Annotated in this window: 9 protein-coding genes; 5 read left to right on the forward strand and 4 right to left on the reverse strand. The window is 60.2% G+C overall.

What is annotated here, in order from left to right; translation table 11 throughout:
• Window positions 1-26 precede the first annotated feature (26 nt).
• The 4 genes from ACW5XD_RS21715 to ACW5XD_RS21730 all read right to left on the reverse strand — a co-directional run bounded on the left by ACW5XD_RS21715 (window position 27) and on the right by ACW5XD_RS21730 (window position 6,699).
• Window positions 27-2,105, reverse strand: coding sequence for a prolyl oligopeptidase family serine peptidase (locus ACW5XD_RS21715; protein WP_456496681.1), 2,079 nt, complete (start codon window positions 2,103-2,105; stop codon window positions 27-29).
• Entirely contained in the window at window positions 2,105-4,270 is a 2,166-nt protein-coding gene (locus tag ACW5XD_RS21720; protein ID WP_456496682.1) for a TonB-dependent hemoglobin/transferrin/lactoferrin family receptor, read from the reverse strand. The genes ACW5XD_RS21715 and ACW5XD_RS21720 overlap by 1 nt, the downstream gene beginning before the upstream one ends.
• Window positions 4,271-4,578: 308 nt before the next feature.
• Window positions 4,579-6,429, reverse strand: coding sequence for a DUF3413 domain-containing protein (locus ACW5XD_RS21725; RefSeq protein ID WP_456496683.1), 1,851 nt, complete (start codon window positions 6,427-6,429; stop codon window positions 4,579-4,581).
• Between the two features lie 42 nt (window positions 6,430-6,471).
• The gene (locus tag ACW5XD_RS21730) at window positions 6,472-6,699 is read right to left on the reverse strand and encodes a YejL family protein (RefSeq protein WP_042034515.1); all 228 of its coding nucleotides are present in this window, start codon (window positions 6,697-6,699) and stop codon (window positions 6,472-6,474) included.
• A 73-nt stretch (window positions 6,700-6,772) separates the two neighbouring features.
• Between ACW5XD_RS21730 and yejK the strand changes: the two genes are divergently transcribed.
• The 5 genes from yejK (at window position 6,773) to ACW5XD_RS21755 (ending at window position 13,358) form a co-directional block, all read left to right on the forward strand.
• Window positions 6,773-7,822 carry a nucleoid-associated protein YejK gene (yejK, locus tag ACW5XD_RS21735; RefSeq protein WP_456496684.1) on the forward strand — a complete coding sequence of 350 codons (1,050 nt, stop codon included), beginning with the start codon at window positions 6,773-6,775 and terminating at the stop codon, window positions 7,820-7,822.
• Between the two features lie 395 nt (window positions 7,823-8,217).
• A complete protein-coding gene (gene malE / locus ACW5XD_RS21740) occupies window positions 8,218-9,399 on the forward strand; it encodes a maltose/maltodextrin ABC transporter substrate-binding protein MalE (RefSeq protein WP_456496685.1) in 1,182 nt (393 codons plus the stop codon).
• A 75-nt stretch (window positions 9,400-9,474) separates the two neighbouring features.
• On the forward strand, window positions 9,475-11,127 hold the full coding sequence (gene malF / locus ACW5XD_RS21745) for a maltose ABC transporter permease MalF (RefSeq protein WP_456496686.1): 1,653 nt from the start codon (window positions 9,475-9,477) through the stop codon (window positions 11,125-11,127).
• A 12-nt stretch (window positions 11,128-11,139) separates the two neighbouring features.
• Window positions 11,140-12,030: a maltose ABC transporter permease MalG gene (gene malG / locus ACW5XD_RS21750; RefSeq protein WP_456496687.1), complete on the forward strand. Its 891-nt coding sequence runs from the start codon at window positions 11,140-11,142 to the stop codon at window positions 12,028-12,030.
• Between the two features lie 191 nt (window positions 12,031-12,221).
• Entirely contained in the window at window positions 12,222-13,358 is a 1,137-nt protein-coding gene (locus ACW5XD_RS21755) for an ABC transporter ATP-binding protein (protein WP_456496688.1), read from the forward strand.
• Window positions 13,359-13,379: the final 21 nt, after the last annotated feature.

Raw genomic sequence — 13,379 nt, forward strand, 5'->3', positions numbered from 1 at the left:
CTCCAACACAAAAATGAGAAAAGGGATCACCGGCGGGCGCCCGCCAGGGTGAGCAGGAAGGCGTACTCGCGAGCCGCCTGCTGGCGCGCGTTGCCCGGGCTGGTGCGGTGGCCGCCGTCGAGGGCTGTGCTGAGCAGATAGGGGCCCGCTCCCGTGCTGTGTTCCCGCAGGCGGGCCACCCACTTGAGCGGCTCCCAGTAGGGCACCTGACTGTCGTGCAGCCCGGCCGTCACATAGACGGGGGGATAGGGAGCCGCATGCAGGTTGTCGTAAGGGCTCAGGCGGCGCATGGCGGCGTAATCGGCGGCAATGGCCGGGTTGCCCCACTCGGCGTACTCCTGGCGGGTGAGCGGCAGTTCGGGATCGCTCATGGTGCCGATGAGATCGACAAAGGGCACCTGCAACACGGCCCCGGCGAAGCGGGTCGGCGCTTGGTTGAGGGCCGCCGCCACCAGCAGGCCGCCGGCGCTGCCGCCCATGGCGAACAGCCGGGCGGGGTCGATGGCGGGATCCCGGGCCAGCGCAGCGGCCACGGTCAGGAAGTCGTCCACGCTGTGCTGTTTGTGGCGGCCGCGTCCCGCCAGATACCACGCATCCCCCAGCATGCCGCCGCCGCGCACGTGGGCGATGGCGTAGACGAAGCCGCGATCCAGCAGGCTCAGCACCTGCGGCTGGTAGTAGGGGCGCATGGGGGTACCATAGGCGCCATAGCCGTAGAGCAGCAGGGCCTTGGGAGTGTGGATGTCCTTGCGCCACACCAGGGAGACCGGCACCTTGACGCCATCCTTGCCCACCACCCAGCGGCGCTCGCTCTGGTAGGGGGAGGGGAGGGCGGCCCGGGTGTCCGGCAGCCAGCGGCCGCTGGCGAGGTCGAGCAGGCGCTGGTGCGGCGGCTCGGCCATGCCCTGGCGGCGGATCAGGATCTGCCCGCTGGCGGGGTCGTGGGCGCCCTGGATCCAGGCCGTGCCGGCCCCCTCGGTCAGCAGCAGACGATGGCTGAGCCGGCCGCGGCCATCCAGCACGTCGAGCCAGGCATCCCCGTGATGGCGATACTGCAGCACCGTGTAGTCGGCAAACAGGCGCCACTTCTCGAGACCCCTCTGCTCGCCAGACCAGAGCTGTTGCCACTCTCCCTTGGCCACCTGGCTCAGGTCGGCCACCTGATAGAGGCCGAGGGCACCGTCCCGGTTGCTCTTGAGCAGTACCCGTTCCCCCTGAGTATCCAGGTAGTACTCAAGGCCGGCCTGACGGGCCTTGAGCAGAGAGGGTGCCCCCTCGTCCAGCAGGTACTGCTCCGAGCTGTCGTGGTTGTTGCTCTGCAGCAGCAGGTGGTGTTTGTCCGTGGTGCGATAGAGGCTGAGCAGCCAGGCGGGGTCCGCCTCCTGGTGGATCTGCTGCTCCTTGCCATCTCGCCAGGCCCACAGCTGCCAGGGGCGCAGGGTGCGGGGTTCGTTGGCGATGGTGTAGAGGATCTTGCCATCCAGGCTCCAGAGCAGATCGCTGGCCCGGTGGGTCAGGGTCGCCAGGGGCTTGCCGTCGGCCAGGTCGAGCAGGGTGATGCGGTAATCCCGATCGCCCTGCAGATCTTCGGCCAGGGCCAGCCAGCGCCCGTTCGGGTGCAGGGCCCAGCTGGCGAGCTCGTAGTAGCCGCTGGCTGGCTGGCGGGCCGCCAGCCGTTGGCGGGGCTCAGTCTGCTCGCCATCTCGCTGCCACAGGCTGCCGTCGGCTTCCATCCGCCACTGGCTGCCCGCCTCGCTCAGCCACTCTTGCGGCATGGGCTCGCCGCGTGCTTGCACCTGCCACTCGGCCAACAGGGCCTGCTCCAGCGGCTGCTGGCCGGCGAGCCGCTGCTCGGTCCAGCGGTTCTGCTCGCCCAGCAGGGCCAGCAGGGCGGGATCCTGGCGGCTGTCGTCGCGCCAGCCGCCATAGGGATCGAGCCGGGCCCGCTCCCCCTGCATTGGCAGCGGGCGGTGAGGAATAAGCGGGGCAGCGGGCGGCGCCGAGGTGGCGACGGCCTGGCTCGGGGTGTCGGCAGTCGCAATGTCGGCAGGCTGGGCGGGCGCCGGATTGGCCAGCAGGCTGGCCAGCATCAGGAGTGCGTGCATCACAACCCCACGAAGGTGTAGCGCAGGCTGGCGCTCAGGGAGCGGCCCGTCTGGGTGTAGAGGCCCGCATCCGTGCCCGCTTCCAGCCCGGCAACGTCCTGATAGCGGGTGTAGCGGGTATCGAGCAGGTTATCGAGCTTTAGGTTGGCCTTGAGGGCATCGGTGATCTGCCAGTCGGCGGTCAGGGCGAAGCTGAGCCAGCCGGCGCTCTTCATGCACTCGCCCTGCTGCTGGGTCAGGCTGTTGCCGCAGCTGGGCACCCGGCTCATGGCGGCGGCGTAGTCGGCCTGCAGCCCCAGGCTCCAGTCGTTGGTCTGATAGCTGAGGCGGGTGTTGCCCTCGAGCGGAGTGAGGTTGCGCGGCGATTCGCCCTGGCTGGTCTTGCCGTCGACCCAGCCCAGCTTGGTGGCCAGCTCCCACTGTTGAGTCAGCCAGTAGCTGGCGGCGATCTCGGCGCCCCAGGTTTCGGACTTGGCGACGTTGCGGTATTGACGGAGCATGACCCCGTCGCTCAGGCGAAAGCCCACCTGACGCCAGTCGACGAAGTTGTAGTAGCGGTTGTAGAACAGTGCTGGCTTGATGCTCCACTCATCCCCTTCGCCGCTCACCCCCCACTCGAAGCTGTGGCTGGTCTCCTCCTTGAGGTTAGGGTTGGCGATGATCTCGAACGGCGGCAGGGCAAAGTAGTGGGGAATGTTGCCGTACACCTTGTCGTAGGAGGGAGCGCTGAAGCCGTTGGCGTAGCTCAGCCAGCTGCGCCACTGCTCGTTGAAGCGGTAGCTGGTGGCCAGGCTCGGCGAGATATGCCCGCTGTGGTTGCTCTCGCCCCGGCCATCCTGCGGGCTCAGCCACTGCTGATCCATGCGCAGGGTCGGGGTGAACTGCCACTGGCCCAGGGTCGCCACGTCTCCCAGCCAGATGCCGGCCCGATCGGTGCGGGCGCTGCTGAAGGGGGCGGACTGGCGGGGCTGGGGGATGCCCGCCTCCAGAGTCAGCTTGTCGACGGGCCGCTCGTGCCGGGTGCGTTCCAGCTCGATGCCGTAGCTCAGCTTGTGCTCGATGGCGCCGGTGACCAGATCGCGGCGGATATCCAGCTCGCTGCCGAGCAGGTGTTCGGTGAAGGTGGCCAGCTCCCGCTCGCTGCGATAGCGGGGGTAGCCGCTCAGCACGTCATTTTGCAGCAGGCTGCGCTTGTTGGCGGTGTTCTTGGCGTAGTTGCCGTGCAGGTTCCAGGTAAAACGGTCGGCCAGCGGGTGGCCGAGATCCTGCGCCTCCCAGCTCAGCTTGCCGCCCTGGGAGCGCTGGGTGCTGTTCTCGCGATACTGGCGCACCTGCCACTTGCCGTCGGGCTGGGGTACTTCGCGCGGCCCCTGATCCCGCTTGGCGTTGTCTTCGAAGTAGTCGAGCTCGAGGCGCAGCAGATGCTGTTCATCAAGGGTCAAGCTGGAGCTGGTGGAGGCGCTGAGGCCGTCGAGATCCGCCGGGATACGGCTCTGGTCGTAGTTGGCGGTCTCGTGCCCCTGCCAGCCGGAGAGGCGCAGCAGGTGGGCGCTCTCACCCAAGCGGGCGGCGCCGGTGGTGCTCAGTTTCTGCTTGTCGCTGCTGCCGTCGTGCAGCATCTTGCTGCTGAGGTAGGCATCCTGCCCCTGCAGGTAATCTTCCGGCTGCTTGGTGGTGATGACCACGGTGCCGCCGATGGCGTCCGAGCCGTGCAGGGCGGAGCCGGCCCCCTTGGCCACCTCGATCTGCTTGACGTCATCCAGATCGAAGTTGAAACGGCCCACCTTGTCGTTGAGGTCGTCGGCGCCGAAGCCATCGCTGACCCGGACCCCGTCCTTGATGATCAGCACCCGGTTGCCGCCAATGCCGCGGATGCTGATGTTTTGCGGCCGGCCCGCCGAGCCGGTCACCGAGACGCCGGGCTCGTTCTTGAACACATCGGTGAGCTCGGTGGCGATCTGGCGTTCCAGATCTTCCTCTGTGATAACGGTGATGGAGCCCGAGATATCGGACAGTTTCTGTTCGACCCGCTGGCCCTTGACCACTATGGTCTCGCGCGCCTTGAGGTGAGGAGGGATGCCAGTCTCGTCGATCCCGGCCGGATCGCTGGCGGCCAGCGCTGTACCGGACAGCAGCATGGGCCAGTAGTGAAGCAGTGTTTTCATATTGAGAATAGTTATTATTTGAGCCTGAAGGCCACGGATTATTGCAGAGTGGTCCAGCCAGATCAATGATTGATAATAGTTATCATTTGATTTTTATGATCTTGATCAGACTGATTTTTTTGATAGCAAACTCAGCAAGGTAGGAGCGAACGTTTGCGTTTGCCGGGGAGGCGATCCGCCTGGTCTCTGGGGGAGAGAGGCGCCGATTGACGATGAGTGCTGAGCTGTTCTCTCCCCTGGTTGTGCTGGCTGAGACGCAATAAAAAGCCCGCTGCGAGAGCGGGCTGTTCATTGCGGGTAGGCTGGCCTCAGGGGGCGCGATAGAAGCGGTTCAGCTCGTTCATCACCTGGATCATGACGCCCATGTCGGGGGTACCGTGCTCGATGGGACGGTAGCTGTTGCGCTCCAGCAACTCGAAGTCCCCCTGCTTGTTGAAGTGGGTGATGGTGTTGCCCTGATAGATGGCGAAGTCGCGCTGATCTCCCGCCAGCAGCCAGTTGCGCGGGCTGGTGTCGAACAGGTTGCGGCCTATGCTGTAGTCCCGCGCCGGATTACGTACTCCCAGCATGCCCTGCATCAGGGTTGGCACCAGATCCAGATGACTGCTCGCCTGACTCTGCGGCAGGGTGTCATTGCCCGGCCAGGCCAGCACGAAGGGCACCTGCACCTGGTAGGGCGAGTAGTTGGTGCCATAGCCCCAGCTGTTGTTCTGGGTTTCGTTGAACTCCTGACCGTGGTTGGAGGTGATGACGACTATGGTCTGCTCATTGAGCCCCTGCTGTTGCAGCTGGGTCAGCATCTGTTCCAGCAACTGGTCGGTATAGAAGACAGTGTTCTTGTAGCGATTCTCCAGCTTTTGCAAGTTCTCGGCCTGATAGGCGGTGGCCGGATTGAACTTGGTCAGCTCGGGCTGGAAGGGACCCTTGATGTTGGCCGGCAACTGGTAATCGCCCGGGCTCGACAGATAGACCAGCGAGAACCAGGGTCTGTCCGGCGAACGTTTGGCGAGCCACTGTTGCCAGTCGCCGATCAGCTGGTTGTCATCAGTTTGCTCTGAGACGAACACCTGCTTGCGCAGGCCAGAGAGCAGGCTCTGGCGATACTGCTGGGCGTCTTCCAGTGCGCCGAACAGGCCGAACTGATAGTCCTGACGCAACATTTCGTCGAACAGTACCGGGGGCGTCTTTTCGTTGCGAATGTCGTCGTAATAGTGGCCCGGCAGGCCATAGAAGAGGCTGAACATCCCCATCACATCATCGTTGCCGCCACTCATGTGGTTGCGGAAGTTGAGGTGCTGATCCGCATAGCGCTGCAGATTGGGCATGTTGATGTTGTTGAGCATATCGGCCCGCAGCGAGTCGACGACGACCACCAGCAGATTCTTGTGCTCAGCGGGGGCGTTGACGCTGAGCGGACGCAGCGGGTAGCGCAGGCGGCTGTCATTGGTGCCATCCTGGGATTCGGCCTTCTTCTCGTACTGATCCAGATCCAGCCAGCCGTGCTTGGCCAGGAAACTCTTGGCGGTCATGGGATAGGAGAGCGGGAAGTTGGCGCGCTGCATGGTAATGGGTTGATACAGGGTGGCATCGGCCCAGCTGTTGACCACGTGGGTCAGGATGAAACAGACCAGCAGGGCCAGCCCCACCTGATTGCCGTACTGGCGGCGCTTGTGTTTGTTTATCTTGCGCCACACATAGGCCGACAGCAGCAGTTGAATCAGGAAGATGGTCGGCACGGCGACGAAGATGATGCTCCAGATCGAGCCCTCCTCCGTCTGGGCCTGCTCCAGCAGCAGCTGCCACACCTGGCCGTTGAGGTGGAACTTGAACAGCTGGAACACCTGGGTATCGATGAGCAACAACACCTGTGCCAGGGTGGCTATGATGGCCGAAATGAAGCGCAGGGGCTTCTCTTTGGGCAGCACGAAACTCAAGGGGAAAATCGTCAACAGATAGGTGACAAAGCTCAGAAACGAGAAGTGACCTATCCAGCTGATGATGAGATAAGTCACGCCGAGCGTGGTCGACGGCCAGCTGATCGCCCCCAGATAGCGGGTGGCAATCAGCATGGCCAAAATGATGTTGAAGAAGGAGAACCAATGTCCCCAGGTGATCAGGCGAGAGACATTATCACGATAGGGGTTGCCAGTTTCGACCATAGTGATCCATCTGCTTTGAAAAACGTCAAAAAAAGCGGCGACTCAGTGTGCGTCGTGGCGATTGTCAACCGAGGAAGTCAGTGCCTGGACAAATTTTTCAGTGATCGCCTGGCGTTGTGCCGGGGCCATGCCATTGATGATATTGGTGGTCACATTTCCCAGCACCATCAGGCTGAGGTCGACTGGCGCTTTGTGCTTTTCCAGTACGGTGATCAGGTCGTTCATCAGGTCATCAAATTGCTGGTTTGTGTACTTTGATACGATGGGCATAATCTTCAGTTCATCTCGGTTCAAAGCGTCTTATAATACTTCACCCTTTCGGCTAACACTATGGCTTTGTGACATGAGTCTCGATATCGACAAGATCATTCTTCACTCCCTGCGCCAGGGCGGCGATGGTCAACCTCACGCCGACACCCGCAGCCAGACCCTGCCTGCCGATGAGGCGGTACAGGGGCTGATGGCGGAGCTGCATCGCATTTACAATGGCAAGGGGGGCAAGGGTTTCGGCTTTTTCGCCGATCCAGAAGCCGCCGTCGCCGAGCTGGCGGAGGGGGAAGCAGCCCCCAAACAACCTTCTCCCGCTTTTCGTATCGCCCTCGAACAACTGCTCGGCGATCAGAGCGAATTCGTTCCTTTCTCGGTCAACATGACCCAGTTGCTGGTCAAGAATCTGGTGGAGCACGCCCTCGACGAGCAAGGTGTGCTGCTGTTTGCGAAATACAACTATGTAGGAGTCGATTACCTGATGATCGCCCTGCTGGAAGGCAAGGAGAGCGTTACCGTCAGCGAGGCGCTGGAACTGCGTCATATCCAGTATCTGGATATCGGCAAACTCAATCTGGTGGCCCGCATCGATCTGACCGAATGGAAAACCCAGCCGGATTCGCGCCGTTATATCACCTTCAGCAAGGGGCGGGTTGGCCGCAAATTGGGCGACTTCTTCATGGATCTGCTGGGTGCCCGTGAGGGGATGGATACCAAGGTGCAAAATAAGGGGTTGCTGCAGGCGGTAGACGATTATTGTGACAGCCGTCAGCTGGAGCCGGCCGAGCGCAACGACTACAAGAAACAGGTTTTCAAATATTGCACCGAACAGGCCAGCGCCGGCGAAGAGATCGAAATCAAAGAGCTTTCTGCAGAATTGCCTGGTGATGGTGACCTCGATTTTTACAGCTTCATCGGGCAGGAATATGAGCTGGAAGATCGCTTCCCAGCCGATCGCTCCACTCTGCGCGGCCTGACCAAGTTTGTCGGCTCTGGCGGCGGTCTGACCCTGAGCTTCGAGCAGAAGTTGCTGAACAGTCGGGTGTTTTATGATCCCCAGACCGATACCCTGACCATTCGTGGTGTGCCGCCCAACCTCAAGGATCAGCTGTTGCGCCAGTCGTAATGTGATCTGCTTTCCATTTTTGGCAAAAAGACACCGCAGCCTGCTGCGGTGTCTTTTTATTTAAGGGGGGAAGTGGCGTCGAAACCAACTCGGTGCTTTGTTAACAAATTAAACAGAATAACCAACATGAAAGGGTTTTCAATGAGGTGAAAACCCTTTCATTCGTGTATTTTTATTTCTATTTGGTAGTTTAATTTCTGTTTTTGGTGGGGGATATGCCAATAAATGGCGATAACCCCCTGAAATAAGAAAATGTTTTCAGAACTTTTTGGAAGAAAATACGTAATTGCATTTCAAAAATGCGAGTTGCGTCATGTGAGGCGGTAACGGCTTGGGATAATATTCATCTCGCACACAATGCTCTTACAGCGCGGAACTAATACAAGGAAAGGCTCATGAAAAAGAAATTGCTGTCATCCCTGATCGGTCTGGCTACTCTGGGCGTGGCTTGCTCTGCCACCGCCGCCATTGACGAAGGTCAACTGACCATCTGGATTAACGGTGACAAGGGATACAATGGTCTGGCTGAAGTCGGCAAGAAGTTTGAAGCCGAAACCGGCATCAAGGTGACGGTTGCTCACCCTGATCAGGTGGAAGTGAAATTCCAGCAAGCCGCTGCCACCGGCAACGGCCCGGACATCTTCTTCTGGGCTCACGACCGTTACGGTGAGTGGGTCAAGGCCGGTCTGCTGGTGCCAGTTACTCCGAACGCAGCCACCAAAGCCAAGTTTGAACAGTTCGCATGGGATGCCATGACGGTCGATGGCAAGACTTACGGTTATCCGGTTGCGGTGGAAGCCGTCAGCCTGATTTACAACAAGGATCTGCTGCCTGAGCCGCCAAAAACCTTCGAAGAGATCGCCAAGCTTGACGAGACCATGAAGAAAAATGGCAAGCGCGCCATCATGTGGGCTTATGACACCCCCTATTTCAGCTATCCGCTGGTAGCTGCCAACGGTGGTTACGCCTTCAAGAAAACCGCGACCGGTTATGACGTGAAAGACACCGGCGTGAACAACGCGGGTGCCAAGGCCGGTGTTGGCTATATCTCCGAGATGATCAAGTCCGGTCACCTGGAAAAAGGCATCGACTACGGGGTGATGGACGCCAAGTTCAACAAGGGCGAAGTGGCCATGATGATCAATGGTCCCTGGGCCTGGAGCAACTTGGACAAGAGCGGCATCAAGTACGGCGTAGCGCCGCTGCCGACCCTGAAAGGCAAGCCAGCCAAGGCCTTCGTCGGCGTGCTGGGTGCCACCATCAACGCCGCCAGCCCGAACAAGGATCTGGCCATCGAGTTCCTGGAAAACTATCTGCTGACCGACGCCGGTCTGGCCCCGGTCAACGCCGACAAGCCGCTGGGCGCCGTGGCACTGAAGTCCTTCCAGAAGACTCTGGAATCCGATCCGCACATCAAGGCCACCATGGTGAACGCCCAGAATGGCGAGCCGATGCCGTCCGTGCCTGAGATGAGCCGCTTCTGGTCTTCCTTCGAAACTGCCCTCAAGAACGTGACTTCCGGCCGTCAGAGCGTTGACGAAGCCCTGGATACCGCTGCCAAGCGTATCGTTCAGTAAGCATGCACTACCCGGGAGGCCGCAATGGCCTCCCACTCTCTCAAATCTCTCTTGGCGTTATAAAGGTTAATTGGCATGGAAGTAGTACCTTCTATTGAATCCTATGCCGGTCCGAAGGATAAGCACACCTGGCTTAAGTGGACCATCGCTGCTCTGGTAGCCATTCTCAACGGTTATGCGGCCGTGATGATGTACGCCAGCGGTGAGTGGGTATTCGCTCTGCTCGATCTGGTGGTGGTGTCCGTCGGTCTGTATGTCTTCATGAACAAGAAGACCTATGCCCACCGCTATATCTTCCCCGGTGTGGCTGGCATGGTTGTTTTTATCATCTTCCCTCTTGCCTACACGATCGGCATCGCCTTCACCAACTACTCAGGATCCAATCTGCTCTCTCTTGAGCAGGCACGGGATTACCATCTGAAAAAGACCTATAAGGTGGCGGGCGGTGAATTCGATTTCACCCTCCTGGGTGGTGAGAACAATCAGTTTCAGCTGCTGCTGAAACAGGACGACCAATCCTTTATCAGTCAACCTCTTACCCTGATGAACAACAAGGCCCGTGAGCTGGCTGTCCTCGAGGGCAAGGTGCATGACACGGTTCAGGTTGTCCCGTTGCAACCCTTTGCCGGGGAGGCCGTGGACAAGGTGGCGCCCATCCGTGCCATCGTCGACCACCGTACTCACCTGAGCGAGCTGGATCTGGTATTACCGGACGGCGGCACCCACCTGACCCTGAGCAGCCTGCGCAAGTTTGCCGCCCAGAAGCAGCAGTACACCCGTCTGATGGATGGTGCCGTGCTCAAGTCCGGGGTGGTGATCAAGGACAGCAACCTGCTGCGTGACACCCAGACCGGCGAACTGATGCTGCCCAACGGCGACACCGGCTTCTATCAATACATCGACGAGCAGGGACAGTTTGTCGGCAAGGGCATGGCCCCCGGTTTCGTGGTGAGCGTGGGGTGGAAAAACTTCGTGCGCATCATGACAGACCCGGGTATTCAGGGTCCCTTCATGCAGATCTTCGTCTGGACCGTGATCTTCTCCGCCGGTTCAGTGGCCTTCACCCTGGCTATCGGCATGGTGATGGCGTGTCTGGTGCAGTGGGAGCAGCTCAGAGGTCGCGGCTTCTACCGGGTCATGCTGATCCTGCCCTATGCGATACCGGCGTTTATCTCCATCCTGGTGTTCAAGGGCTTGTTCAACCAGAACTTCGGCGAGATCAACCTGTTCCTGGAAGCGGCGTTCGGCATCAAGCCGGACTGGTACACTACTCCCTTCCTGGCCAAGGTGATGATCCTCATCGTCAACACCTGGCTCGGTTACCCCTACATGATGATCCTCTGCATGGGCCTGCTCAAGGCCATCCCGGAAGATCTCTATGAGGCATCCGCCATGGACGGTGCGGGTCCGGTGCAGAACTTCTTCAAGATCACGGTTCCGCTCTTGATGAAGCCGCTCACTCCGCTGCTGATCGCATCCTTTGCCTTCAACTTCAACAACTTCGTACTCATACAGTTGTTGACCAACGGGGCACCGGACATCATAGGCGCCAGTACCCCGGCCGGGACCACGGATCTGTTGGTGAACTACACCTACCGGATCGCGTTCCAGGGCTCGGGTGGTCAGGACTACGGTCTGGCCAGTGCCATCGCTACCGCGATCTTCCTGATCGTCGGCGCGCTTGCACTGCTCAATCTGAAATTGTCCAAAGCCGACAAGCAACAGTAAGGAGGCTTCTCAATGGCTATCGTACAACCCAAATCAGTCAAATACCGGGTGTGGGCAACCCACCTGGTCATGTGGGGCTTCCTGGCGCTGATCATCTTCCCGGTGATCATGGTCATTGCCATCTCGTTTCGTAACGGCAACTTCTCGGTCGGGGAGGTCATTCCTTCCAATCCGACCCTGGATCACTGGAAGTTGGCGCTGGGCATGTCCATCACCAACGCCGATGGCAGCATCACGCCGCCGCCATTCCCGGTGCTGACCTGGTTGTGGAACTCCATCAAGATCGCGGGCATCACGGCGCTGATGATAGTGACGCTGTCGACCACCTGTGCCTATGCGTTTGCCCGTCTGCGTTTTCGTGGCAAGCAGACCATATTGCAGGGGATGCTGATCTTCCAGATGTTCCCGGCCGTGCTGGCGCTGGTGGCCATCTATGCGCTGTTCAACAAGATTGGTGACTATGTGCCCTGGCTGGGTCTCAATACCCACGGTGGCCTGATCCTGGCCTACATGGGCGGCATCGCCCTGCACGTATGGACCATCAAGGGCTACTTCGAGACCATCGACTCCTCCCTGGAAGAGGCCGCGGCCATCGATGGGGCGACTCCCTGGCAGGCATTCCGCCTGATCCTGTTGCCCCTGTCAGTGCCCATTTTGGCGGTAGTGTTCATTCTGGCCTTCATCGGCACCATCACAGAGGTGCCCGTGGCTTCCATCCTGCTGCAGGATGTGAACAACCTGACCCTGGCGGTCGGTGCCCAGCAATACCTCTATCCGCAGAACTATCTGTGGGGTGACTTCGCCGCCGCCGCCGTGCTGTCGGGTTTGCCCATCACTGTGGTGTTCCTGATGGCGCAGCGCTGGCTGGTCGGTGGCCTCACTGCCGGTGGTGTGAAAGGTTAAGTGTGCTTGCCGCATGCGCCACGCCCCCAGCACCAAGATGTTCCTGCTGGTCTATCGCAGGGCTGGCTGGTCGGTGGCCTCACCGGCGGTGGCGTGAAAGGTTAACGATTAACGGCTAATGGTTTTAATGGCCGGGGGAGCAGACTCCCCCCGCTATCACGATTTGCACAGATTTCAGAGCGGAGCTCGTCATGGCTGAAGTAGTACTCAACAACGTTCGCAAAAATTACGATCCGGCGGTTCACAAGGACACGCTGCGCAGCATCAACCTGTCCATCAAGGAAGGGGAGTTCATCGTCTTCGTCGGCCCGTCCGGCTGCGGCAAGTCCACCCTGCTGCGCATGATCGCGGGCCTGGAGGACATCACCAGCGGTGAGCTGACCATAGGCGGTCGTTACATGAACGACGTGCCGCCAGTGGAGCGCAACGTGGGCATGGTGTTCCAGTCCTACGCCCTCTATCCGCACATGAACATCTACGAGAACATGGCCTTTGGCCTCAAACTCAAGAAGATGGACAAGGAGAATATCCACAAGCGGGTGATGCGTGCAGCCGAGATCCTGGGCCTGGAGCCCCTGCTGGACAGAAAGCCCAAGGCCCTCTCAGGCGGTCAGCGCCAGCGGGTGGCCATCGGTCGCTCCATCGTTCAGCAGCCCCAGGTGTTCCTGTTCGACGAACCCCTGTCGAACCTGGATGCCGCCTTGCGGGTCAAGATGCGTATCGAGATCGCCAAGCTGCACAAGGAGCTCAACTCCACCATCATCTACGTGACCCACGATCAGGTGGAAGCCATGACACTGGCCAACCGCATCGTGGTGCTGAGCCCGCTCAAGGGCGACGCCGAGACCAACCTGGAGCAGTTCGGCACCCCGCTCGATCTCTACCACAACCCGGACAACAAGTTCGTGGCGGGCTTCATCGGCTCACCCAAGATGAACTTCCTGGCGGGCGAGTTGCTGGAAATCGGTGAGCAGGAGTGCGTGGTCAAGCTCACCTCCGGCGATACGGTACGGGCGCGGGTGGATGCCCGTCGTGGCGCTGTCGGTGACAAGGTGGAGCTGGGCATTCGCCCCGAGCACCTGGTGACCCTGGATCACCCCCATGCACACAGCAAGGTGACCGGCGTCGTGCAGGTAGCCGAGCACCTGGGCGCCGAGTCCTTCGTCTATATGGATGTGGATGGCCACGACTTCACCGTCAAGGCGCACTCCGATATCGACGTGGCCACGGGTCAGGCGTACAGCGTCGGCATTCCGGCCGAAGCCTGCTACCTGTTCGATGCCAATGAACAAGCCTTCCCGCGCATGGCTCGCTATGTCCGAGCCTGATGGCGCCGAGGTTTTCCACTA

This window comes from Aeromonas enterica (assembly GCF_054052465.1).

Excerpts from the sequence above, each read along its gene's own strand:
- malF (WP_456496686.1), top strand. The coding sequence starts at position 9,475 with ATGGAAGTAGTACCTTCTATTGAATCCTATGCCGGTCCGAAGGATAAG.
- yejK (WP_456496684.1), top strand. The coding sequence starts at position 6,773 with ATGAGTCTCGATATCGACAAGATCATTCTTCACTCCCTGCGCCAGGGC.
- malG (WP_456496687.1), top strand. The coding sequence starts at position 11,140 with ATGGCTATCGTACAACCCAAATCAGTCAAATACCGGGTGTGGGCAACC.
- ACW5XD_RS21730 (WP_042034515.1), bottom strand. The coding sequence starts at position 6,699 with ATGCCCATCGTATCAAAGTACACAAACCAGCAATTTGATGACCTGATG.
- ACW5XD_RS21755 (WP_456496688.1), top strand. The coding sequence starts at position 12,222 with ATGGCTGAAGTAGTACTCAACAACGTTCGCAAAAATTACGATCCGGCG.
- ACW5XD_RS21715 (WP_456496681.1), bottom strand. The coding sequence starts at position 2,105 with ATGCACGCACTCCTGATGCTGGCCAGCCTGCTGGCCAATCCGGCGCCC.
- malE (WP_456496685.1), top strand. The coding sequence starts at position 8,218 with ATGAAAAAGAAATTGCTGTCATCCCTGATCGGTCTGGCTACTCTGGGC.
- ACW5XD_RS21720 (WP_456496682.1), bottom strand. The coding sequence starts at position 4,270 with ATGAAAACACTGCTTCACTACTGGCCCATGCTGCTGTCCGGTACAGCG.
- ACW5XD_RS21725 (WP_456496683.1), bottom strand. The coding sequence starts at position 6,429 with ATGGTCGAAACTGGCAACCCCTATCGTGATAATGTCTCTCGCCTGATC.